Genomic DNA, 24,855 nt, shown 5'->3' with positions numbered 1-24,855 from the left:
ATGGCTTACGGTCAATTTGCCTATATTTATGATCAATTAATGCAAGATGTTCCTTATGACAAGTGGGTCTCCTTTGTCCAAACCGTTAAACAAAGGTATATGGCTGATGATTCTAATCGTTTTTCCGTCGTCGATGTTGGTTGTGGGACAGGAGAGCTTGCGATTCGTTTTGCTCAAGAAGGATGGGAAGTTTCAGGTGTCGATCTTTCGGAAAGCATGTTGGCCATTGCTCATGAGAAAGCTTCGACTACCGGCCTTTCCATCCCACTCTTCGAACAAAACATGGCAGAACTTGAAGGATTTAAAGATGTGGATTGTATCACGATTTTCTGTGACTCGTTGAACTATTTGGAGTCAGAAGAAGACGTAAAAAACACGTTTAAATCCGCTTTCAACCAGCTGAAAAAGGGCGGACTGCTGCTTTTTGATGTTCACTCTCTTTATAAAATGACACAAGTGTTTATGAACAATACTTTTACGAGTGTAGAAGAAGATGTATCTTATATTTGGAACAGTTTCCCTGGAGAGCATCCAAATAGTGTGGAACATGAGTTGTCCTTTTTTGTAAAAGAAGAAGAAACAGACCGCTATTTGCGTTTTGACGAGTTGCATTTCCAACGGACTTTCGATGTGGAAATATACAAAAAGTGGTTAGAAGAAGCAGGATTCTCCGTCAGGTCCATAACTGGCGATTATTCTACCGAACATATGGCTGAACACACAGAAAGAGTGTTCTTTGTCGCACAAAAATAGGCGTCCTTTTATAGGGCGCCTTTTTTGAGTGTGCCAGGCATGGCATCTATCTAGGTGGTGAAAGTCCACTGTGGGGGTACACATCGACCAACCACTAAGGAAGCGCAAGGTACTTACCGTGAGGTAAGGGCGGGAGGAAGCGTGGAATAAAATCTTGGCTCGACGAACAGAAATCTGATACTAAGGCTCTTCAAAGGGATGAGGCTCCTCAACAAGTCAAAGTCCAAAAGATGTGCGTAACTTTGTAGGGTAAATCAGGCGAGTAAAAGAGGAAAGATAGTTGTCTTACCCTGGGAGGTCTTGCGGATGTACCAAGGTACAGTCGAAAAAGGTTTGCCGCAAGAAGTCAGCCGAAGCCATAGTAGTGGAATTATTCCATGAAGGGCTGAACAATTTATAGTGTTTCGACACCACGAATGCGTAAGTGAAGTGTTCCGAATGTGTTAATGGTGAACGTATGAGCGTATCTCAGAGGATAACCAAAATGGAATAATCACTTACTACGTGAACGGATAGGAGAAACGAGTGTGGAACTTTTAGAACAAATACTAAGTAATCAAAACATGAATGAAGCTTACCTTCGTGTCTATAAAAACAAAGGTGCGAGTGGGGTCGACGGAATAACGGTCGATGAATTAAAGCAATATCTGAAAGAGCACAAAGACGAGCTGCGTCAGCGCATCAGAACAAGAAAATACCAACCACAAGCTGCCTTAAGAGTGGAAATCCCAAAAGAAAATGGCAAGATGCGCAAATTGGGAATACCAACAGTAGTGGATAGGGTAGTTCAACAAGCCATCCATCAAATACTCAGCCCGATATTTGAAAAGCAGTTCAGCGAATTTAGTTATGGCTTCAGACCCAAAAGAAGCTGTGAGATGGCAATTATTAAAAGCCTTGAATTTCTAAATGATGGACATAACTGGGTTGTGGACATTGATCTTGAAAGGTTTTTCGATACAGTCCACCATGATAAACTCATGCGAATCATCTCTAACACAATAGATGATGGAGATGTCATCTCTCTAATAAGAAAATATCTCGTCAGTGGAGTGATGGTGAATGGAAGATATGAGACCACACCAGTTGGGACTCCGCAAGGAGGAAACCTAAGTCCACTTCTGAGTAATATTATGTTGAACGAATTGGATAAGGAACTAGAAAGTAGAGGACTCCAATTTGTAAGATATGCAGATGACGCCCTAATTTTTGTGAAGAGTGAGAAAGCGGCTAATAGAGTGATGGATTCAATTGTACGGTTCATAGAAAAGAAATTAGGACTGATAGTCAACATGGAAAAGAGTAAAATCTCTCGTCCCAATGACTTGAAATTCTTAGGTTTTGGTTACTACTACGATAGTAAAAGTAAGAAATATCAAGTACGACCTCATCCTGACTCCATTCAAAAATTCCAACGGAAGCTTCGGAAATTAACAAAGCGAAATTGGAGTATACGGTTGGACTATCGAATAATAAAACTAAAACAAGTCATAATCGGATGGGTTAATTACTTTAGAACTTCAAATATGAAAACAGCAATGACTGAGATAGACCAGAAGCTTCGCTCCAGAATCAGAGTTATCATTTGGAAGCAATGGAAGGTACCGAAAAAACAAATCAAATCGCTTGTCCAACTAGGAATTCCGAAGGAAGAAGCGAAAGGGTTAACTTTCTGTCGGAGAGGTTACCGGTTCATCGGACTATCAAAAGTTATTCATAGAGCTATCTCAAACAAAAGATTAAAGCAGAGGGGATTCCCCTCTGCTTTAGAACATTATCTAAAAGTACACACTGTAATATAAATTGAACCGCCGTATACGGAACCGTATGTACGGTGGTGTGAGAGGGGCGAAAATAATTTAAGTTATTTTCCCTCTACTCGATTGAAGAAATTTATAAAAATTTAAAGGAATATGTCGATTAATAGCGAATACCTAAATTAATGAAACTGTTTTTTCACCTCTGTAATGTCTTCATCAAACTTCTCATGGGTCTTCTGGATAACATGATGGAACACATCGCCCAGCTCATTTTCTAACACCTTAATGCCTTCTCCGGTGACACCGCCCTTTACACAAACCTTTTCTTGCAAAGTCTGTAACGTATAAATATCCTTTTCAATCAACTTTCCCATGCCGATGATCATCTGGCTTGCCAAATCTGTCGCCTGTTCCTTGGAAATGGCCGTCTCACTTACAGCTCCGTCAATGAACCTTTGTAAAATATAACTGAAAAATGCAGGTCCGCAGCTCACAATGTCAGAGGCAACTCTCGTAACATTTTCTTTAATATGAATCGGTGTAGAGATTTTCGAACAGATCGAAAGCAGAAATTCTCGGTAGTCCTCCTCAACATTATCTCCGAATGTCACTAAAGTGACTCCCGCTAGTGCACGGTTGGTAATGCTCGGGATAATTCTTGCCACTTGGCACGTGACCAATGTTTGAAGTTGTGTGACAGAAACCGGGCTTGTGATGGAAATGACACATTTATCAGACGTAAGGTTTTTATTAATCTTTGTTAAAAGGGGGTGAATATCCAATGGCTTTACACATAAAAAAATAATATCAGAAGCTCTAACCACCTCTTCGGCGGTCTCCGCAACATGTAGATCAGGGTATTTGCTTTGTATTTTAAACGCCTTCTCTATTGAGCGATTCGTTATTGTTATATTTTCAGGAGGTACTGCCTTCGAGTCGACAAATGATTCAACCAAGATTCTCCCCATGTTGCCTGTGCCGATCATTCCAATCTTCATGTTTATTCCCTCCTCCATCCAAAAAAGTTTCTCATACACTATATGTTTTCAGGCTTACTAATATGAATAGAAGGTGAAATCAATGAAAGAATTATGGTCAGTCCATAAAATGAAAGTATTGGTATCTATCAGTGTAATTGCGGTGATCTCCATCCTCGGTTGGTCCAGTATGAGTAAAGGAGAAGCGGATACTCCTATGCAACAGATAAGTCTTATAGAAGAAGTGCAAGGGGAGGAAATGGAAGAAAATAGCTCAGAAGAAATAGAGAAGCTGGAGGAAGCAGAAGTTGCCAATCAAGAGGTTCTCATTGATATAAAAGGTCATGTCATGCAGCCTGGCGTTTACAAAATGAAAACAGGGGACAGGATTATCGATGCGGTAGAAAAGGCAGGAGGTTTTTTGGAGGGAGCCGATTCAGATAAGGTGAACTTGGCAGCGTTGTTAGCTGATGAAATGGTGATTATTGTTCCCAAAGAGGGCGAAGTGATTGAGGAAGTAGTTCAACAACCGGTGACGAATGAAAGCGGCCATTCTGGTACCTCAGGTGGGCTTGTCAATATTAATACAGCATCCGAGGAGGAGCTGACAAGCTTAACTGGAATTGGTCCTTCCAAAGCGAAAGCAATTGTTGACTACAGAACCGAAAATGGGTTGTTTAAAAAAGAAGAAGATATCATGCAGGTTACCGGCATCGGACAAAAGTCTTTTGAAAAATTAAGAAATGAAATAACGGTTGCTAATTGAATTGACGAAATGAAAGGATAGCCGATACACTAGAGGTATTGTATATGTTTTTAGAAACTGGAGGACTGATGGATGACGACGAGAATATCATGGGATCAATACTTTATGGCACAAAGCCATTTGCTTGCATTACGCAGTACTTGTACAAGACTTGCCGTTGGAGCAACCATTGTCCGCGACAAACGAATTATCGCCGGGGGTTATAACGGTTCCATAGCAGGCGGTGTTCATTGCATTGATGAAGGATGTTATGTCATTGACAACCATTGTGTACGCACCATTCATGCTGAAATGAATGCGTTGCTACAATGCTCCAAGTTTGGTGTTCCTACAACTGGTGCAGAAATTTATGTCACACACTTTCCATGCCTGCACTGTTGTAAAGCCATCATTCAAGCAGGAATCAAAACTGTCTATTTCGCAATGGAATACAAAAACCATCCATATGCGTTGGAAATGTTTGAGCAAGCCGATGTAAGAGTGGAACAAGTGGAACTAGATGAGATGGCAGTTAGTTTGAATGACCCTGAAAAAATAGGATTCATAAACAGTCTGATTGAAAGACTGGAGGAGTCCGGTGCAAGTGATGAAGAAATAAAAAGCTGGTACGAGCGTTCTACCGATTTATTCAGCAAAAAAGGATAGCGTGCGATGAAGCTTAGGAAAGGCTTTTATGCCTATTTAGCGATTGCAAGCTGTATGGGCATTGCAGTCTCCAGGTCAAATTTCCATTGGGGGCTGCTCACCCTTTCTCTTTTGTTTCTTTATATGATCTACCGTCTTGATGATAAATCCCGATTGCTTTTTTATCTGACCATTCTCTTCACGGCAGGTTTCTCCGGCTATATGACGTATGTTGACCATAATAATATCTCCTTGCATCATGAAAGTGAATCTCAATTCCCGGGCACTGTTTACTCTCCGGTGATAATAGATGGAAATAAAGCCAGCTTTCAAATAAAAAGCATGCAAAATGAAGTGTTAATGGTGGAATATTATATGAAATTGGAGGAAGAAACAGTTCAAATTAGAGAACTAACTCTTGGCGACAGCTGCAACTGGTCAGGAGTATTGAAACAGCCCCAACAAGCAAGCAACCTTCACGCCTTTGACTACAAAAACTACTTATACGAACAGAAAATCCACTGGATACTGACTTTGGATTCACTTCCAGAAGCATGCCTCTCCCCACCCCAAACAACCTTCTTAACATCCATAAAACAATACAGGCAACAAGGGATAAATTTAATTAGCGACCATGTTGAGCAGCCCAATGCAAGTTTTATGATTTCTTTAATTTTTGGCGACCGTAGCAGGCTTGACGATGGCATACTTGATGCTTATCAGCAATTGGGACTTGTGCATCTGTTGGCAATTTCTGGGCTGCACGTTGGAATCATCACTGCGGCGACATTTTACATAGGAATCAGGATCGGTTTTACCAGGCAGTGGATGAATTTAATATTGATCTTTCTATTGCCCCTATACGTCTTGGTGGCAGGCGGTGCCCCTTCTGTGATGAGGGCAGCAACGATGACAGGGGTGGCACTCACCTTAATGCTGATGAAAAAGAAGGTGTTCTCCATTGATACCATTGGTTTGGCATGCATATTTGTTCTGCTCCTAAACCCATATTATCTTTATCATATCGGATTTCAATTATCGTTTTCGGTCAGTTTGTCCTTACTTTTAGCTTCTGGTATCCTTCAAAAAGTGCAAAATGGGATCGCTCAACTATTTATCGTCTCCATGATTGCCCAAGTTGCCTCTTTGCCTTTACTTCTTTATCACTTTTATCAGTTCTCCATTTGGAGTCCACTTCTTAATGTCATTTTTGTTCCTTTCTATTCCCTTTATGTGCTTCCTATTTCCTTTCTGCTCTTTTTTGTCCTTTTGCTTTCTCCTTATCACGTCTCATTTTTAGTCCCGCTTTTATCCTACCCGTTGGAATTTATGAACTCCTTTGCAGTCCGAATTGCTGAATATCCAATAGGGACAATGGTGTTCGGAAAACCTTCCATCCCTTTAATGGCGGCCTATTGTTTATCTGTGATCTTCTTTTTTTACATGTGGGAAATAAATAGAAGAAGGTATGGTGTGATTATCTTGCTGATGTGCATGGTATTTCACTGGAACATTAATTATGTTAATTTTTTTGGAAAAGTAGTGGTGTTGGATATAGGTCAAGGTGATGGGATTTATATAAGACTGCCTTTTAATAAAGGGGATTATTTAATTGATACGGGCGGCGCTTTTACATTTCCACAAGAAAAGTGGAAGGAGAGGGAGAAGGAATTTCATAGCGGTGCAGATGTATTGGTACCGTTTTTAAAAGCAGAAGGAGTCAGGCGACTTGATAAATTGATACTTACGCATGGTGATTTTGATCATATAGGAAATGTGGAAAGTCTTTGGGGGGAAATGGAAATAGAGGAGGTCATTGTGCCTCAGGGGTTTGGCGTGGGTGAGGTGGAGAAGGAGATCATAAAGGAAGCGAAGCGTAGGGGAGTAAGGACTCAGGTTGCTGTTTCCAACACGGGTTGGCAGGAAGGGAAGGCGAGCTTTGTATATCTGCATCCCACTAAATTTTATGAGAGTAAAAATGAGGGCTCTATTGTGCTTTTGGCCGTGCTGGGTAATAAAAAATGGCTGTTTACAGGAGATATGGAAGAGGAGGGGGAACGTGATTTATTGCACCATTACCCAAATCTGAATGTGGATGTATTGAAAGTGGGGCATCACGGAAGTAAGACTTCTTCTACGGACCGTTTTCTTGGGGCTATAAAACCTGATGTTGCCATCATTTCAGCAGGAAGGAACAATCGTTTTGGCCACCCGCATCAAGATGTATTGGAGCGTTTGACACAAGTTGATGCAGAAATATATAGGACAGACCTTCAAGGTGCAATTATCTTTAGATTTACACATCAGGGAGGAACGTTTTCCACCCTAATCCCATAGGATACAGTATCAAAAATGAAAAAGAGACTGCACCATGTAGACGCAGTCTCTTTTATAGCGAAGCTTTTTGAGTTATCCTCATTCTTTTCACAACTGGCTTTGGAAAAGAATCACGACGGTATGTAACATTATGCCGTCATTAAGATCCTAGGTACTGAATCAATGTTGCCATTGCAAAGATTGTTGCGAAAAAACCGAAGGATACGATAAAACCGACACCAGAATCTACTGCATCGTTTCGTTTACTTTGGACGCTTTTCTCAAATTCGTTCATAAGTATCCCTCCTATCACACATTAGTATAAGCTATACAACAAAAAAAATCCACCAGTCATTTTTGCTTTTCCTCCATTGACAAGAGTTGTCACAAATAGTTCGGAAATTCGAGGAGAACATAGTATTACACCCAAACGGGGCAATCGTTGACGGGCGAGTTACCTGGGGCTCGCATCGTTAACGTTTATATAAAATGGAGATTAGTTCTTTGTAGGTGAGAACTAGTCTCCTTTGCATTTTGCTACTGTTTTGATGCTTGTCAATCTACATAATTCTCATGTACGATAAGGAAGTAAAGAAACAGATGACGGGAGCAAAAAAATGGGAATCGAAGCATTGAAAAAAATAAAGGCCAAACATTTTGCGCCAATATACTTATTATTGGGAACGGAAGCATTTCTAATGAAAGAAATTAGAGATTCCATCATAGAGCATGCACTCGATGAAGAGGAGCATGATTTCAATCTTTCCTTTTATGATATGGAAGAACAGCCAGTGGATATAGCCATTGAAGATGCAGAAACATTGCCTTTTATGGGAGAAAGACGAGTGGTGGTTTTATCAAATCCATTCTTTCTGACTGCAGAAAAAAGTAAAAGCAAAGTAGAACATAATACAGACCGATTTCTTGCATACATACAAGAAGCTGCACCATATACCATATTTGTCATACAGGCCTCATATGAAAAGTTGGACGAGCGGAAAAAGGTAGTGAAACAGTTAAAAAAGCAGGCCGAGGTCATTGAAGTTCAACCATTGGGTGAGCGGGACCTTAAGACGTGGATGAAGGAAAAAGCCATGCAAAACGGAGCCGATCTAAGTGATGCGGCTGCAGAAGAACTGCTGAAAATCGCAGGTGTCAACCTGTCCGTCCTTTCACAGGAAATCAATAAAATGGCGATGTATATCGGCGTTTCTGAACCGGAAATTTCCGTTGATACAGTTAAGCTGTTGGCGGCGAAATCCATAGAACATTCGGTGTTTGAGTTGATTGAAAAAATGGTACATAGGCGAGTGGACGAAGCATTGGAGCTGTTTTATGATTTGGTGCGCAACAATGAAGAGCCAATCAAACTACACGCGTTGATTGCAAATCAGTTCCGCCTGTTGTATCAAGTAAAAGATTTAAGTGAACAAGGATATAGTCAGCAAAAGATGGCGGGTATTTTACGAGTGCATCCATACCGTGTAAAATTAGCATCCCAACAAGGCAGGTATTTTGAGCGAGCGGAACTAATGAAAATGGTGGACGACCTAGCTGAGGCTGATTATTTGATGAAAAGCGGGAAAATAGATAAACAGCTGGCGATGGAAATGCTGCTGATCAAACTTGCCCCGGTGAAATGAAATAACTAAATAAGAAGACTTTCTAGCCGCCGAACATAAGAGGTTCGGTGGTTTTTTATATTAGTATTCGACATAAATCAAAAAAATCCTTTGGGGGTCTGACCCCCAAAGGACAAAAAATAAAAAAACGACCCGTCCGGATCGCCCTTTTATTATGCAGTAGCTCCGTTTACTTTTTTCGCTAGGCGAGATTTTTGACGGTTTGCTGCATTTTTGTGGATGATACCGTTTTGCGCAGCTTTGTCTAAACGTTTAGCAGCTTCTAGGTAAGCAGTTTTTGCACCTTCAACATCGTTGTTAGCAACAAAAGCTTCTACTTTCTTCACAGCAGTACGCATAGAAGACTTGATAGTAGCGTTATGAGCACGACGTACATCGTTAGTTTTTACACGTTTGATAGCAGATTTAATGTTTGGCATATCTTTCACCTCCATACAATTCAACGATCGAGAATATATAAAACTCGACATTTCTTTACTTATGAGAACAAGTGATATTTTATCAAATCCATAAACATTATGCAATAGGGAGTCAAGGGAATTTTCTTGAATGTTATTTTCACGGGTTTTTTTATGCATGAAAAAAGATTGTAAGGTCAAAATAAAACTAAAATTTGGCAATGCTGGAGGCATGAAGAGATGACTCAACCACAACAACCTTTGGATTTAAGTAAATATGAAGTAAGAACGGATTTGGCAATTGAAGCCAACCAGATGGCTATAGAAAAACAAAATCGTCAAAATGGAACGAATCAGAATGCACAAAACCAAACAAATGCAAACAATCAAACCAACGAAAACAACCAAAAATCAGCACAACCAGTTTCAGCGATTGAAGGCGTAGTGGTAAAGGAAAGGCAAACAGATGGAGTGAATATCACGACCGTCACTATCTCTGACAAAGGGGCAGAGATGACTGGAAAGAAGCCGGGAAACTACCTCACACTTGAAACTGTGGGTATCCGCCAGAAGGACAGTGACCTTCAAAAGAAAGTAGAAGAGGTTTTTGCAAAAGAATTTAGTGCGTTTTTGAACTCGCTTAATATTTCCAAGGATGCAAGCTGTTTAGTAGTAGGACTGGGAAATACCAATGTTACCCCTGATGCCCTTGGTCCTTTAGTTTGTGAAAATTTATTAATAACGAGACATCTTTTCAAGCTTCAGCCTGAGTCGGTACAAGATGGGTTTAGGCCGGTAAGTGCGATTATCCCTGGTGTAATGGGGATTACAGGTATTGAAACAAGTGACATCATCGTCGGTGTGGTGGAGCAATCAAAACCTGATTTTGTCATTGCCATTGATGCATTGGCTGCAAGGTCCATTGAACGAGTAAATGCGACCATCCAGATTTCCGATTCAGGCATTCATCCCGGATCAGGGGTGGGCAACAAACGTAAAGAGCTTAGTATAGAAACACTAGGAATTCCGGTGATTGCTATTGGTATTCCAACGGTGGTAGACGCAGTTTCGATGGCCAGTGATACGATTGATTTCATCTTGAAGCATTTTGGTAAAGAAATGAGAGAAGGAGACAGTCCTTCAAGGTCCCTTGCGCCTGCAGGGATGACGTTCGGGGAAAAAAGGACGCTTACGGAAGAGGACCTGCCAGGGGAAGAACATCGCAAAAACTTCCTTGGAATCGTGGGGACGCTTGAGGAAGAGGAGAAGCGTAGATTAATTCACGAAGTTCTCTCTCCGCTAGGTCATAATCTGATGGTAACACCAAAAGAAGTAGATGATTTTATAGAAGATATGGCAAATGTCGTGGCAGAAGGTTTGAATGCTGCCCTGCATTATCATGTGAACCAGGATAATGTAGATGCATATACACACTAAGAGTCATAGTTCTACTTTTCCCCCTTTCGCATACATATAGTAGCAACAAGTATGTGAAAGGGTGAGAAAATGAAGGGCTACCGCTCCTCACGCATCGTAATATTAAATGGGACAAGCTTAAAAAAATCAGTCGTAGCAGTGATCTTAGGATTTATACTCGTCTTTGCGGTATCCGGTGTCATGACCTCTCTTAAACCAGAATATCGAGTCAGCTCAAGCTCCATCCATGAGTTCTCCAAACGATTCTCAGGGGAGTCGCTGTTACATATATTCGGTTATACAAATGCTTATTTTACACAAGGTCTTTCAAGTGAGGCAAAGGCGCCGAACTATGCTTCCGCTTTGTTTGAACTCACGACAAGTCTCAACCTTGATGACCCGCGAAGCCTTATTCGAAACGAAATCCCGGGTTTTGCTCATTATGACGGAGAAATTCTTGTAGCAGGATCTGGAGTCAATTATACAGATATGCCAGTGGAATCATCGCCTCCCATGGAAGTGTTGCTAGAAGAGAGACAAGCTTCCATCATTGAGTTAGAGGAGGAAGAAGAGGGTGAGGATACGCCGCCTCCTGCGCAGACAACGGGAGATAAGCGGACCGTTTTTATCTATCATTCTCACTCAAGGGAATCGTTTTTGCCGTATTTGGAAGGCGTGACAAGTCCGAATGCTGCGAGTCACCCTGAAGTCAATGTAACGAGGCTTGGCAAAAAGCTTCAGGAAGAATTGATTCAGCGCGGAATCGGAACGGACATAGATACTACCGATACGGCTTTGGCTTTAAAAAATAGAGGTTGGGTGTATGGACAGTCCTATGATGTGACCCGTCCAATTGTGGAAGAGGCAATGGCAGGCAACCAAGACATCAATTACCTGATTGACGTTCACCGAGACTCCGGTAGAAGGAAAAGTACCACTATGGATATTAACGGCGTCCCGCATGCCCGACTTTATTTTGTCATAGGGAAGAAAAATCAAAACTATGAAAAGAACCAATACTTGGCTGAACAGATCCACAATAAATTAGAGAAGCTGCACCCTGGTTTAAGTAAAGGTATATTTGTACCTCCGGCTGTCGAAACTCGTAATGGCATCTATAATCAAGATTTATCTCCTAATTCCATGCTGATAGAGGTTGGGGGAGTAGATAATACGTTTGAAGAGATGAACCGTACCCTGGAGATTTTTGCTGAAGTTTTCGGTGAAATCTACTGGCAGGCAGAAAAGGTAGACGGAGAGCCTGAAGGGGACGCACAATGATAAATAGATAGGAGCTGAAAGTGCGATGAAGAGGTTTATGGTAAAATGTTTATTCATTTCCCTTGTGCTATTTCTTGGAGTGCTTTTGGGAATGCAACAGGCCAATGATGGGATGCGGAAAATGAAGGGATATGATGACCCCGCCTTTCAAGGAGAAGCCTTTCGTGTAGCGGAAACGGCTGAAGGCTATAATGGAACCATCTTGGGTCGTCAACTGGATTCTCAGGATATGAAAGAAAAACAAGAAAAGCTTGAAGGCATCAAAGCATACAACGTTTTCTCATCTGCTGGGAAAAAACTAGCAGACGGAGTCTCTGGTCTAATGAGCGGACTTTTCAACAAAGTTCAAGATACGGTAGAAGAGAAAACGGGATAATATAAAAAGTAAAAGCTTCCATCATTCAGGAGTCCTCCAACATCCTAGGTGGGAGCTTCTTTTTATCTGTGAAAAACCAAACCCTTCAAATTTCATTGAATCTTCTTGTCTGTATTGATATAATCAGAAATAGTGTACGTTGCCGAAAGTGTAGGAGTGAAACAGATAATGAACAGAGAAGAACGGTTAAAACGACAATCAAAGATAAGAAACTTTTCCATCATCGCCCATATTGACCATGGGAAATCAACATTAGCAGACCGTATTTTAGAAAAAACGTCTGCATTGACACAAAGGGAAATGAAGAATCAATTGCTTGATTCCATGGACCTTGAACGTGAACGCGGGATTACCATTAAATTGAATGCCGTTCAATTACGATATAAAGCAAATGATGGCGAAGAATATATTTTCCATCTTATTGATACGCCTGGACACGTCGATTTTACATATGAGGTTTCCCGTAGTTTAGCCGCATGTGAAGGTGCCATTCTAGTGGTAGATGCAGCGCAAGGTATTGAAGCCCAAACGCTTGCAAACGTTTATTTGGCATTAGACAACAATCTGGAAATTATGCCAGTTATTAATAAGATAGACTTGCCTAGTGCAGAGCCAGAGCGTGTTCGCCAAGAAATAGAGGATGTTATTGGCTTGGATGCATCTGATGCAGTTTTAGCTAGTGCGAAGGCAGGCATTGGTATTGAAGATATTTTAGAGCAGGCTGTCGAGAGGATTCCTGCGCCACAAGGTGATCCTGATGCACCTTTGCAAGCACTTATTTTTGATAGCTTATTTGACCCATACCGTGGAGTTGTCGCTTACATTAGGGTAATGCATGGTACAGTTAAGATTGGCGATAAAATCAAAATGATGGCAACGGGAAAAGAGTTCGAGGTTAACGAAGTAGGTGTATTCACACCGAAAGCGGTGATGCTGGATGAACTGACAGTCGGTGATGTAGGCTTCTTAACTGCTGCTATCAAAAACGTTGGCGATACTCGTGTTGGTGATACAATCACGAGTGCGAAGAATGGTGCTGTTACACCGCTTCCAGGTTACCGAAAATTAAATCCAATGGTATACTGCGGACTTTACCCAATTGATTCAGCTAAATTCAATGATCTTCGTGATGCATTGGAAAAACTGGAACTTAATGATTCTGCACTACAATACGAACCTGAAACATCACAAGCGTTAGGCTTTGGTTTCCGTTGTGGCTTCTTGGGATTGCTTCATATGGAAATCATTCAGGAACGTATCGAGCGAGAATTTAATATTGATTTAATTACGACAGCCCCGTCTGTTATTTACCAGGTACATTTAACGGATGGAACAGAGCTGAGTGTAGATAATCCATCAAATATGCCTGATCCACAAACGATTGATCGTGTGGAAGAGCCTTATGTGAAAGCAACAGTGATGGTTCCAAACGAATATGTTGGAGCAGTTATGGAGCTTTGCCAGGATAAGCGTGGAAACTTTATTGATATGCAATATCTCGATGATATTCGAGTGAGTATCGTTTATGAAATTCCATTAGCTGAAATCGTATATGACTTTTTTGACCAATTAAAATCGAATACAAAAGGGTATGCCTCCTTTGATTATGAGTTGATTGGGTACAAGCCTTCCAAACTTGTGAAGATGGATATTCTTCTAAATGCTGAAAAAGTGGATGCACTATCCTTTATTGTTCATAACGATTCTGCCTACGACCGCGGAAAAATAATCGTGGAGAAATTAAAGGAACTTATACCAAGACAACAGTTTGAGGTTCCAATCCAAGCTGCAGTAGGTCAAAAAATTATCGCTAGGTCAACGATTAAATCGATGGGGAAGAACGTTCTTGCCAAATGTTACGGTGGAGATATTTCACGTAAACGTAAGCTTTTAGATAAGCAAAAAGAAGGTAAAAAACGTATGAAACAGGTTGGTTCTGTTGAAGTGCCACAAGAAGCGTTCATGGCGGTCCTGAAAATGGACGATGCAGCGAAGAAAAAGTGATAGATTAATTAAGCTATAGTCGAAAAATACCGCAGAGATGCGGTATTTTTTCATAATGGAAATGCCTGTGCTATAGTTTAGATACTATTTAATGAAAGTGTGATTGTTGTGATTAAATCAGCCTATATCCATATTCCATTTTGTGAGCATATTTGTCATTATTGCGATTTTAATAAAGTTTTTCTAAAAAATCAGCCAGTGGATGCCTATTTGGAGTTCATGGATGTGGAAATGAAAAATACAATAGATCGTTTTCCGACTCAACATTTGGAAACCATCTTTGTTGGAGGTGGAACTCCGACGGCTTTAAACCAAAAGCAGTTATCCTACCTATTGGAATCCATTCAACGAAACTTTGATGTGGTGCCTGACATAGAATATACCTTTGAAGCAAATCCTGGAGATTTATCTCTTGAGAAGCTGCGGTTATTAAAAGAGGGCGGGGTAAATCGCCTAAGTTTTGGCGTTCAAAGCTTTAATGATGACCTCTTGAAAAGAATAGGAAGATCTCATCGTAAAACGGATGTTTTTAAATCGATCGAGCATGCCAGAGAAGCTGGCTTTGATAATATTAGTGTGGATCTCATATACAGCCTTCCCGATCAAACGGTGGAGGATTTTCAGGATACCCTTTATACGGCATTTTCCCTTGGAATGGAACACTACTCTGCCTACTCGTTGATTATTGAACCGAAAACGGTGTTCTATAATCTGATGAGTAAGGGGAAACTCCCGCTTCCGACTCAAGAGGAAGAAACCAGCATGTATGATGTTCTTTTGAATGAAATGGAAAAGCATGGGTACCACCAGTATGAAATATCAAATTTTGCCAAGGAAGGTTATGAGAGCAAGCACAATCTCACATACTGGGATAATGAGTCCTATTACGGAATCGGAGCGGGTGCTCACAGTTATACAGAAGGTGTTCGCCGTGCAAACCATGGACCACTGAAGAAATATATGGATTCCATCAGTGAGACTGGATTTCCTTATAAAGAGGAACATGTGGTGACAAGAGAAGAAAGAATCGAAGAAGAGATGTTCTTAGGCTTACGCAAGACACAAGGAGTTTCTATCTCTAGATTTGAACGAAAATTCGACGCAGAGATGCTAAATATTCTTAAAGGGCCGATTGAAGAAAACATTCAAAAAGGGCTTTTGGAACAGCGAGGAGACTTTATCCGTTTAACAAAAAAAGGGAAATTTCTTGGGAATGAAGTTTTTCAAGCTTTTATTGGTGCGATCTGATTGACATGTGAATAGGTATTTGGTAATTTATTTATAGAATTAGCACTCGATGAATAGGAGTGCTAACAGAGGTGATGCTGAGTGCTTACAGAACGACAGTTGTTAGTATTGCAAGTCATAATTGACGACTTTATCCGATCTGCACAACCTGTTGGCTCCAGAACGCTCTCGAAGAAAGATGAAATTTCGTTCAGTTCAGCCACTATCCGAAACGAGATGGCAGATTTGGAGGAATTAGGATTTATTGAAAAAACTCATACTTCCTCAGGAAGAGTCCCGTCAGAAAAAGGGTACCGCTATTATGTGGATCACCTGCTTTCTCCTGAAAGGCTGACAAAAAGGGATGTATTTGAAATTAAATCCATCTTTCGTGAGCAAATATATGAACTAGAAAAAACTGTTCAAAAATCAGCCCAGATTCTTTCTGATCTGACCAAATACACATCCATTGTCCTTGGACCGGGTGTACGGGATCACAGGCTTAAAAACCTTCAAATTATCCCAATTAATGCAGAACAGGCAGTTGCCATCATTGTGACGGATACAGGCCATGTGGAAAATCGAATGTTTTCGTTTCCTGCCACCATGGACTCATCCGATATACAAAAAATGGTCAATATTTTAAATGAACGCTTAGTCGGAGTGCCTCTCTCAGAGCTTATCAACAAGCTTTATAAAGAAGTGGCAACCTTGTTAAGGTCTCATATCGGAAACTACGAAAATATACTGCAATCCTTAAGTTCCACTCTTTACATGGAAGAAAAGGATAGGGTGTTTTTCGGGGGCAAAACGAACATGCTTGCCCAACCCGAATTTAATGACATCAACAAGATTCGTTCATTGATGTTATTGATAGACCAAGGCAAGGATTTGTCTCAGCATATTCGTGCAAAAGAAGCTGGCATCCATATAAAGATAGGCAGTGAGAATAATATTCCTGGGATGGAGGGCTGCAGCATCATTTCAGCCAGTTATTCCATCGGACCCGAACAGCTTGGCACGATCGCTTTGCTTGGTCCGACCAGAATGGAATATTCGCGTGTGGTCAGTCTCTTGCAACTTGTCAGTTCTGACCTATCACAGGCGGTCAATAAACTGTATCAAAAGGACTGAGCATGGAAATATTGTTAGAGGATGGAGTTCTTGCTCCGTCCTATCACCATGCAAAAACATCATGATTTTTACACTTTGAGGGAGGTGAAACCATTGGTAAACGAGAACAACGAACAAGCAACAGTTGAAAATGAAGAAGTATCAACAGAGGAAACAGAAGAAACGACGGAAAAAGTAGAAGAAGTTGAAGTTTCTGCAGAACAACAAAAAATTTCTGAATTAGAAGCTAAGCTTGAGGAGTCGGAAAACCGCCTGCTTCGCTTACAAGCCGATTTTGATAACTACCGTCGTCGTGTGAGACTTGACCAAGAGGCTGCACAGAAATACCGTGCACAAAATCTTGTTACAGATATACTTCCTGCTCTTGATAACTTTGAGCGTGCGCTTAAAGTAGAATCAGAGGATGAGAAAATCAAAACATTTTTACAAGGCATGGAAATGGTGCACCGTCAGTTAGTGGAAGCACTAAAATCTGAAGGGCTAGAATCCATTGAAGCAGTTGGACAGTCATTCGATCCACACCTACACCAGGCAGTCATGCAGGTGGAAGAGGGAGAAGCGGAATCCAACACTGTTTTAGAAGAATTCCAAAAAGGGTATAAGCTCAAAGACCGCGTCATCCGCCCATCCATGGTAAAAGTAAAGCAGTAACTTGTTGATTGTAGTGGAAGGCACGAGACTCCTGCGGGGGAGTAGCGACAATGTTGAGACCCCGCAGTGAAACGAGGAGGCTCAAGGTCGCCCCGCGGAAAGCGAGTGCCTGCAACGGAAATCAACAGTTAACACGAATCTAAAAATAACTACATATTAATGTAAGTTGCAATAGGAGGAAAAACAAAATGAGTAAAATCATCGGTATTGACTTAGGTACAACAAACTCATGTGTAGCTGTGCTTGAAGGCGGCGAACCAAAAGTAATCCCTAATCCAGAAGGTAACAGAACAACTCCATCTGTTGTTGCTTTCAAAAACGGCGAACGCCAAGTAGGGGAAGTGGCAAAACGCCAATCCATCACAAACCCTAACACAATCATGTCTGTTAAACGCCACATGGGTACAGACTACAAAGTGGAAGTAGAAGGAAAAGAGTACTCTCCACAAGAAGTATCTGCAATCATCCTTCAACACTTAAAAGGATATGCAGAAGAATATCTTGGAGAAACAGTTACAAAAGCTGTTATCACAGTTCCTGCATACTTCAATGATGCAGAGCGTCAAGCAACGAAAGATGCTGGTAAAATCGCTGGACTTGAAGTAGAACGTATCATCAACGAGCCAACTGCAGCAGCATTAGCATACGGTCTTGATAAAATGGACGAAGATCAAACAATCCTTGTTTATGACCTTGGTGGCGGAACGTTTGACGTATCTGTACTAGAGCTTGGAGATGGCGTATTCGAAGTACGTTCTACAGCTGGTGACAACCGTCTTGGCGGAGATGACTTTGACCAAGTTATCATTGACTACCTTGTAGCAGAATTCAAAAAAGAGAACGGCATTGACCTTTCTAAAGATAAAATGGCATTACAACGCTTGAAAGACGCAGCGGAAAAAGCAAAAAAAGACCTTTCTGGTGTAACAAACACACAAATTTCTCTACCATTCATCACAGCTGGAGAAGCTGGACCACTTCACTTAGAAGTAAGCATGTCCCGTGCGAAATTTGATGATCTTACTGCTGGACTTGTAGAACGTACAATGGGTCCTGTTCGTCAAGCATTGCAAGATGCAGGCATCTCTGCTTCTGAACTTGACAAAGTTATCCTTGTAGGTGGATCTACTCGTATCCCTGCCGTTCAAGATGCAATCAAGAAAGAAACTGGTAAAGATCCACACAAAGGGGTTAACCCTGATGAAGTAGTTGCTTTAGGTGCAGCTATTCAAGGTGGAGTACTAACTGGTGATGTGAAAGACGTAGTACTTCTTGACGTAACACCACTTTCTTTAGGAATCGAAACAATGGGCAGCGTGTTCACGAAGCTTATTGAAAGAAACACAACTATTCCTACAAGTAAGTCACAAGTGTTCTCTACAGCTGCTGACAACCAAACAGCGGTAGACATTCACGTACTTCAAGGGGAGCGTCCAATGGCGAGCGACAACAAAACTCTAGGTCGTTTCCAATTGACTGATATCCCGCCAGCACCGCGTGGCGTGCCGCAAATCGAGGTTTCTTTTGACATCGACAAAAACGGTATCGTAAACGTTCGTGCGAAAGACCTTGGAACAAACAAAGAGCAAGCAATCACAATCAAATCTTCTTCTGGTCTATCTGAAGACGAAATCAACCGCATGGTACAAGAAGCGGAAGAAAATGCGGATGCAGACAAAAAGCGTAAAGAAGAAGTAGAATTACGCAATGAAGCAGATCAGCTTGTATTCACAACTGAAAAAACACTTAAAGAAGTAGAAGGCAAAGTGGAAGAAGCAGAAGTGAAAAAAGCAGAAGACGCGAAAGAAGAATTGAAAGCTGCGATCGAAAAAGGCGACCTAGAAGAAATCCGCACGAAAAAGGATGTACTTCAAGAAATCGTCCAACAGCTTTCCATGAAGCTTTATGAGCAGGCTGCACAAGCACAACAAGCGGCTCAAGGAGCAGAAGGTGCAGAAGGCGCTGCAAACAACGATGACAACGTAGTCGACGCAGAATACGAAGAAGTAAACGACGATAAAAAGTAAGATAAAGTCCTAGGGCTTTTCTGATAAAGATAAAAAGAAAGTCGAAGCCATGGCTTTGGCTTTCTTTTTATGTAAGGAGGAAAAGGAATCATCCCTTGGTGCCTGGAGTGTAAGGTGGTCGACTCCTGCGGGGAAGTAGCGGTAGCTTGAGACCCCGCAACGAAGTGAGGAGGCTCAAGCACCGCCCCGCGGAAAGCGACCACCTGAAACGGAAGGTGCCAAGGAGTTATCGGAGGTTAAAGCATATAACTTTTATTGCTTTTTCCCTCTTTCAGGTGATACAATAACCTTTATGTGAATGAAACGGGAGTGGGTATTTAATGAGTAAACGCGATTACTATGAAGTGCTTGGCGTCAGTAAAAGCGCGTCGAAAGATGAAATAAAGAAAGCTTACAGAAAGCTATCCAAACAATACCATCCGGACATCAATAAAGCAGACGATGCAGCGGACAAATTTAAAGAAATCAAAGAAGCTTACGAAGTACTAAGCGACGACCAAAAGAAAGCGCACTATGACCAATTTGGACATACTGATCCTAACCAAGGCTTTGGAGGCGGCGGTGGATTTGAAGGCGGCTTCGGATTTGAGGATATTTTTGAAACATTTTTCGGCGGTCAAGGCGGCGGAAGAAGACGTCGTGATCCAAACGCTCCAAGACAAGGTGCAGATCTTCAATATACAATGACCCTTTCTTTTGAAGAAGCAGCATTCGGAAAAGAAACAACCATTGAGATTCCTGTGGAAGAAACATGTGATACTTGTACAGGAACAGGTGCAAAGCCTGGTACGAAAGTAGAAACTTGTTCTCAATGTCGTGGAACAGGTCAGGAAAGTGTAGAACAAAACACGCCGTTTGGACGAATCGTTAACAGAAGAACTTGTTCCAAATGTAATGGCTCCGGGAAATCCATCCCTAACAAATGTACAACGTGCCATGGCGCAGGCCGTGTGAAAAAACGCAATACAATCAAAGTCAACATCCCTGCAGGTGTGGACGAAGGACAACAATTGCGCGTAGCAGGTAAAGGGGAAGCTGGAGTGAACGGCGGACCTGCCGGAGACTTGTATGTAGTCTTCCATGTTCGTAGACACGAATTCTTTGAGCGTGACGGCGATGATGTATATTGCGAAATGCCGATTACTTTTGCGCAGGCTGCACTTGGGGATGAAGTAGAAGTTCCAACGCTGCATGGTAAAGTGAAGCTGAAAGTACCGGCCGGAACACAAACTGGCACTAACTTCCGCCTAAAAGGCAAGGGAATTGCCAATGTTCGTGGTTATGGTCAAGGGGATCAACATATCAAGATCAGAGTGATCACCCCTACAAAACTATCAGAGAAACAAAAACAATTAATCCGTGAATTTGCTGAAACTAGCGGGCAAGCTCCGGACGAACAAGAAGATAGCTTTTTCTCAAAAGTGAAACGTGTCCTAAAAGGTGAATAAAAAGTATCAATAGCTTTCATTAAGCTAGGATTGGAGTTGGTATGTATGAAATGGTCAGAAATTAGTATCCATACAACAAATGAGGCAGTGGAACCGATATCCCATATTCTTCACGAAGCAGGTGCAAGCGGGGTGGTAATAGAGGATCCATTTGAACTAACTAAAGAACGAGAAGATCAATTCGGAGAGATATACCAACTCAATCCAGATGATTACCCGGAAGAAGGCGTCGTAATGAAAGCATACCTTCCTGTTAACAGCTTTTTAGGTGAAACGGTGGAAGGTATAAAGGATGCAATCAATAACCTTTTGGTCTATGATATCGATCTTGGCCTAAACAATATTTCCATCAGTGAAGTGAACGAAGAAGAATGGGCAACGGCATGGAAAAAGTACTACAATCCCGTGAAAATTTCCGAAAAGTTCACCATCGTCCCAACTTGGGAAACGTATGAACCAGTCAGCTCTGATGAGAAAATCATTGAACTTGACCCAGGGATGGCTTTCGGAACAGGGACACACCCAACGACGGTACTCTGCATTCAAGCGATCGAAAGAACCGTCAAACCTCAAGATAAAGTGATTGATGTAGGTACAGGTTCCGGGGTTTTAAGTATTGCGGCAGCCATGCTAGATGCAAAGGAAGTACTCGCTTTGGATCTAGATGATGTGGCAGTGGAATCTGCAAAACTGAATATCAAGCTAAATAAAGTACATCCAACAGTGACGGTGAAACAAAACAACTTGCTTAAAAATGTAGAAGGACCAGTCGATGTTGTTGTTGCTAATATTTTGGCAGAAGTTATCGTCCGTTTTACGGATGATGTTTATCGCGTGTTGGAAAACGGAGGAACATTTATTTCTTCTGGAATCATCAGCATGAAAAAGCAAGAAGTGAAAGACGCCCTCATCAAATCAGGCTTCAAGATTGAAGAAACGATGATGATGGAAGACTGGGTGGCATTTATCGCCAAAAAAGAAGAATAAGCGAGGGTGAAGATCGTGCAACGTTATTTTGTTAACTCCAATCAAATAGATGAAACATCCATCACCATCACAGGGGAAGATGTACATCATATCATTCGAGTTATGAGGATGAACGAGGACGATCAACTCCTATGCAGCTGTTCGGAAACCAGGCAAACGGCCCTTTGCAAAATTGCTGAAATTACCAATGATATGGTAGTGGCAGATATTGTAGAATGGATAAAGGCTGAAACAGAAATTCCGGTTCGTGTTACGATTGCGAACGGGTTGCCTAAAGGGGATAAATTGGAGTTAGTGATACAAAAGGGAACAGAACTCGGAGCAGAGTCGTTTATCCCTTTTAATGCTGCTCGTTCGATTGTGAAGTGGGATGAAAAAAAAGGCAAAAAGAAAGTAGAACGCTGGAATAAGATTGCAAAGGAAGCAGCGGAGCAATCTCATCGTTCGATGGTACCTGTAGTAGAGGAACCTGCTACACTAGCCAAACTTATAGAGAAGAGCAAAGACTATACTTATAAAATTGTTGCCTATGAAGAGAGTGCCAAGGAAGGGGAAAGTTCCGCATTTGCGAACACCCTAAAAAACATGAAGCACGGTGAATCGGTTCTTTGTGTGTTCGGTCCTGAAGGGGGCCTCACCGAAAAAGAAATCGATAAACTGGTGGAACATGGCTTTGTTCCTTGCGCGCTTGGGCCAAGAATATTAAGAACGGAAACGGCACCGCTATATGTGCTTGCCGCGATTTCGTATCATTTTGAATTAATGTGAGGTGGAAAACATGCCAACTGTTGCCTTTCACACACTAGGGTGTAAAGTGAACCATTATGAAACAGAAGCGATCTGGCAGCTTTTCAAAGCAAATAATTATGAACGTACAGAATTCGAAGGTACGGCAGATGTGTATGTCATCAATACCTGTACTGTTACGAATACTGGGGATAAAAAGAGTCGTCAGGTGATCCGTCGTGCGATCCGTAAAAATCCTGATGCAGTTATTTGTGTAACTGGATGTTACGCACAAACTTCTCCTGCAGAAATCATGGCGATTCCCGGAGTCGATGTCGTCGTTGGAACGCAGGACCGCGTGAAAATGCTTGATTACATCGAGCAGTTCAAGCAAGAGCGTCAACCTATTAACGGCGTAGGAAACATCATGAAGGCTCGTGTCTATGAAGAGTTGGACGTGCCGGCATTTACTGACCGCACACGTGCTTCCCTAAAGATCCAAGAAGGCTGCAACAATTTCTGTACCTTCTGTATCATCCCTTGGGCTCGTGGACTTATGCGTTCCCGTGACCCGCAAGAAGTTGTGACACAAGCACAACAATTGGTCGATGCAGGATATAAAGAAATTGTCTTGACTGGAATTCACACAGGCGGTTACGGAGAAGACATGAAGGATTACAACTTCGCAATGCTTCTTCGTGAATTGGATGAAAAAGTGGAAGGCTTAAAGCGTATCCGTATCTCATCCATTGAGGCAAGCCAAATCACGGATGAAGTAATTGAAGTGCTGAACAACTCCGATAAAATTGTTCGCCACCTTCATATTCCAATCCAATCTGCATCTAATACGGTTCTAAAAAGAATGCGTCGTAAATACACGATGGAATTCTTTGCAGAGCGTTTGGACCGATTGAAAGAAGCATTACCTGGACTTGCAATCACATCCGATGTTATCGTCGGCTTCCCTGGTGAAACAGAAGAAGAGTTCATGGAAACATATAACTTCATCAAAGAACATAAATTCTCTGAGCTGCATGTATTCCCGTACTCCAAACGTACTGGAACGCCAGCGGCAAGAATGACGGACCAAGTAGATGAAGAAGTGAAAAATGAGCGAGTTCATCGCCTAATTGCACTCTCTGATCAACTGGCAAAAGAATATGCTTCCACTTTTGAAGATGAAGTATTAGAAGTCATTCCGGAAGAAATCTACAAAGAAGCACCAGACCAAGGCTTATATGTAGGTTACACAGACAACTATCTAAAAGTTGTTTTTCCTGCAACAGAAGAAATGGTTGGAAAGCTTGTTAAAGTAAAAATTGCTAAAGCTGGATATCCTTACAACGAAGGGCAATTCGTTCGCGTGCTTGAAGATGCGCCACGAATTGAAGAAGAGAATATTCGTTTAAGTTCATAAGAAAATAAAGAGAGTGATTCCATTATTATGGAGTCACTTTTTTGTCGTGAAGAAAAAGTTGCAGGCAATACTAACATTGTACTCGCCAAAATAATGGAATCATGTTATGATGTTAGAGGTCAGACCTCTTAAATTGAAAGGAGTATGAACATGCATACAAACATTGGAGAAATGATTGATCATACATTATTGAAAGCCGATACAAAAAAAGAACAAGTAGAAGTACTTTGCCAAGAAGCAAGAGAATATAACTTTGCATCTGTCTGTGTTAACCCGACTTGGGTAAAGACATCTGCAGAACTTTTAGAAGGAAGCAATGTTAAAGTTTGTACAGTAATTGGATTCCCTCTAGGAGCTAACACTCCAGAAGTGAAGGCATTCGAAACAACTAATGCGATTGAAAACGGTGCCACTGAAGTGGACATGGTTATCAACATCAGCGCTCTTAAAGACGGTGACGATGAGCTAGTAGAACGTGACATCCGTGCAGTTGTAGACGCAGCTAAAGGCCGCGCTTTGACTAAAGTCATCATCGAAACTTGCCTGCTAACAAACGAAGAAAAAGTAAGAGCATGCCAGTTGGCTGTAAAAGCTGGAGCTGACTATGTGAAAACTTCCACTGGTTTCTCTACTGGAGGAGCAACTGTTGCAGACATAGCTCTAATGAGACAAACTGTAGGACCTGAAATCGGAGTAAAAGCTTCCGGTGGTGTTCGTGATGCAAAAGGTGCAGAAGAAATGATCGCAGCTGGAGCTACACGTATCGGAGCAAGCTCTGGTATCGCTATTGTTAAAGGATTAACAGCTGATACTGATTATTAGATGATAAAAGCACTCTCTAGAGCATTTCTGCTTGGGGGAGTGCTTTTTTTTGATTGTTCTATGTGACCTAATAGTAGGGAATGGTTGTGTAGGAGGATAAAA

General features: G+C 41.6%; 22 protein-coding genes. 19 read left to right on the top strand and 3 right to left on the bottom strand.

The annotated features are described in order from the left end of the window. The gene (locus K7887_RS15090; RefSeq protein WP_223490281.1) at positions 1 to 753 is read left to right on the top strand and encodes a class I SAM-dependent DNA methyltransferase; all 753 of its coding nucleotides are present in this window, start codon (positions 1 to 3) and stop codon (positions 751 to 753) included. Between the two features lie 527 nt (positions 754 to 1,280). Further along, a complete protein-coding gene (gene ltrA / locus K7887_RS15085) occupies positions 1,281 to 2,555 on the top strand; it encodes a group II intron reverse transcriptase/maturase (RefSeq protein WP_223489544.1) in 1,275 nt (424 codons plus the stop codon). A gap of 137 nt (positions 2,556 to 2,692) precedes the next feature. On the opposite strand, the gene comER is transcribed toward ltrA, so the two are convergent. Then, on the bottom strand, positions 2,693 to 3,511 hold the full coding sequence (gene comER, locus K7887_RS15080; RefSeq protein ID WP_088018914.1) for a late competence protein ComER: 819 nt from the start codon (positions 3,509 to 3,511) through the stop codon (positions 2,693 to 2,695). Between the two features lie 82 nt (positions 3,512 to 3,593). Here comER and K7887_RS15075 point away from each other — a divergent pair, with 82 nt between their 5' ends. From K7887_RS15075 to K7887_RS15065, 3 genes are all read left to right on the top strand, one after another. Further along, on the top strand, positions 3,594 to 4,256 hold the full coding sequence (locus K7887_RS15075; protein ID WP_223490280.1) for a helix-hairpin-helix domain-containing protein: 663 nt from the start codon (positions 3,594 to 3,596) through the stop codon (positions 4,254 to 4,256). A 72-nt stretch (positions 4,257 to 4,328) separates the two neighbouring features. Further along, positions 4,329 to 4,901 carry a ComE operon protein 2 gene (locus tag K7887_RS15070; protein WP_223490278.1) on the top strand — a complete coding sequence of 191 codons (573 nt, stop codon included), beginning with the start codon at positions 4,329 to 4,331 and terminating at the stop codon, positions 4,899 to 4,901. A 6-nt stretch (positions 4,902 to 4,907) separates the two neighbouring features. Next, positions 4,908 to 7,217, top strand: coding sequence for a DNA internalization-related competence protein ComEC/Rec2 (locus tag K7887_RS15065; protein ID WP_223490277.1), 2,310 nt, complete (start codon positions 4,908 to 4,910; stop codon positions 7,215 to 7,217). A 139-nt stretch (positions 7,218 to 7,356) separates the two neighbouring features. Here the strand turns inward: K7887_RS15065 and K7887_RS15060 are convergent, their stop codons facing one another. Continuing rightward, entirely contained in the window at positions 7,357 to 7,491 is a 135-nt protein-coding gene (locus K7887_RS15060) for a YqzM family protein (RefSeq protein WP_010196171.1), read from the bottom strand. A 322-nt stretch (positions 7,492 to 7,813) separates the two neighbouring features. Here K7887_RS15060 and holA point away from each other — a divergent pair, with 322 nt between their 5' ends. Beyond that, on the top strand, positions 7,814 to 8,839 hold the full coding sequence (holA, locus tag K7887_RS15055; protein WP_223490276.1) for a DNA polymerase III subunit delta: 1,026 nt from the start codon (positions 7,814 to 7,816) through the stop codon (positions 8,837 to 8,839). A 152-nt stretch (positions 8,840 to 8,991) separates the two neighbouring features. On the opposite strand, the gene rpsT is transcribed toward holA, so the two are convergent. After that, the gene (gene rpsT / locus K7887_RS15050) at positions 8,992 to 9,258 is read right to left on the bottom strand and encodes a 30S ribosomal protein S20 (RefSeq protein WP_010196181.1); all 267 of its coding nucleotides are present in this window, start codon (positions 9,256 to 9,258) and stop codon (positions 8,992 to 8,994) included. 219 nt (positions 9,259 to 9,477) lie between these two features. Here rpsT and gpr point away from each other — a divergent pair, with 219 nt between their 5' ends. From gpr to deoC, 13 genes are all read left to right on the top strand, one after another. Next, positions 9,478 to 10,674 (top strand): GPR endopeptidase, encoded by a 1,197-nt coding sequence (gene gpr / locus K7887_RS15045; RefSeq protein ID WP_223490275.1) that lies wholly within the window; start codon positions 9,478 to 9,480, stop codon positions 10,672 to 10,674. Between the two features lie 69 nt (positions 10,675 to 10,743). Beyond that, entirely contained in the window at positions 10,744 to 11,934 is a 1,191-nt protein-coding gene (gene spoIIP, locus K7887_RS15040) for a stage II sporulation protein P (protein WP_223490274.1), read from the top strand. Positions 11,935 to 11,959: 25 nt separating this feature from the next. Beyond that, the gene (locus K7887_RS15035) at positions 11,960 to 12,310 is read left to right on the top strand and encodes a DUF3679 domain-containing protein (protein WP_223490273.1); all 351 of its coding nucleotides are present in this window, start codon (positions 11,960 to 11,962) and stop codon (positions 12,308 to 12,310) included. 168 nt (positions 12,311 to 12,478) lie between these two features. Continuing rightward, on the top strand, positions 12,479 to 14,314 hold the full coding sequence (gene lepA, locus K7887_RS15030; RefSeq protein WP_223490272.1) for a translation elongation factor 4: 1,836 nt from the start codon (positions 12,479 to 12,481) through the stop codon (positions 14,312 to 14,314). Between the two features lie 108 nt (positions 14,315 to 14,422). Continuing rightward, a complete protein-coding gene (gene hemW, locus K7887_RS15025; protein ID WP_223490270.1) occupies positions 14,423 to 15,562 on the top strand; it encodes a radical SAM family heme chaperone HemW in 1,140 nt (379 codons plus the stop codon). Positions 15,563 to 15,643: 81 nt separating this feature from the next. Then, positions 15,644 to 16,675: a heat-inducible transcriptional repressor HrcA gene (hrcA, locus tag K7887_RS15020; RefSeq protein ID WP_223490269.1), complete on the top strand. Its 1,032-nt coding sequence runs from the start codon at positions 15,644 to 15,646 to the stop codon at positions 16,673 to 16,675. 48 nt (positions 16,676 to 16,723) lie between these two features. Further along, positions 16,724 to 17,326 (top strand): nucleotide exchange factor GrpE, encoded by a 603-nt coding sequence (grpE, locus tag K7887_RS15015; protein ID WP_223493669.1) that lies wholly within the window; start codon positions 16,724 to 16,726, stop codon positions 17,324 to 17,326. 188 nt (positions 17,327 to 17,514) lie between these two features. Beyond that, on the top strand, positions 17,515 to 19,353 hold the full coding sequence (gene dnaK, locus K7887_RS15010) for a molecular chaperone DnaK (RefSeq protein WP_223490268.1): 1,839 nt from the start codon (positions 17,515 to 17,517) through the stop codon (positions 19,351 to 19,353). A gap of 320 nt (positions 19,354 to 19,673) precedes the next feature. After that, positions 19,674 to 20,801, top strand: coding sequence for a molecular chaperone DnaJ (gene dnaJ / locus K7887_RS15005; RefSeq protein WP_223490267.1), 1,128 nt, complete (start codon positions 19,674 to 19,676; stop codon positions 20,799 to 20,801). Positions 20,802 to 20,846: 45 nt separating this feature from the next. Further along, on the top strand, positions 20,847 to 21,788 hold the full coding sequence (prmA, locus tag K7887_RS15000) for a 50S ribosomal protein L11 methyltransferase (RefSeq protein ID WP_010196205.1): 942 nt from the start codon (positions 20,847 to 20,849) through the stop codon (positions 21,786 to 21,788). A 15-nt stretch (positions 21,789 to 21,803) separates the two neighbouring features. After that, complete coding sequence (locus tag K7887_RS14995; RefSeq protein WP_223490266.1) at positions 21,804 to 22,556, top strand: 16S rRNA (uracil(1498)-N(3))-methyltransferase; 753 nt, start codon at positions 21,804 to 21,806, stop codon at positions 22,554 to 22,556. 10 nt (positions 22,557 to 22,566) lie between these two features. Further along, positions 22,567 to 23,931 carry a tRNA (N(6)-L-threonylcarbamoyladenosine(37)-C(2))-methylthiotransferase MtaB gene (gene mtaB, locus K7887_RS14990; RefSeq protein WP_223490265.1) on the top strand — a complete coding sequence of 455 codons (1,365 nt, stop codon included), beginning with the start codon at positions 22,567 to 22,569 and terminating at the stop codon, positions 23,929 to 23,931. 150 nt (positions 23,932 to 24,081) lie between these two features. Further along, positions 24,082 to 24,753 carry a deoxyribose-phosphate aldolase gene (deoC, locus tag K7887_RS14985; RefSeq protein ID WP_148987651.1) on the top strand — a complete coding sequence of 224 codons (672 nt, stop codon included), beginning with the start codon at positions 24,082 to 24,084 and terminating at the stop codon, positions 24,751 to 24,753. Positions 24,754 to 24,855: the final 102 nt, after the last annotated feature.

Source organism: Sutcliffiella horikoshii (genome assembly GCF_019931755.1).
GTDB lineage: Bacteria > Bacillota > Bacilli > Bacillales > Bacillaceae_I > Sutcliffiella_A > Sutcliffiella_A horikoshii_E.
The sequence above is the reverse complement of the archived record's forward strand: the minus strand, read 5'-3'. Positions and strand labels throughout refer to the sequence as shown.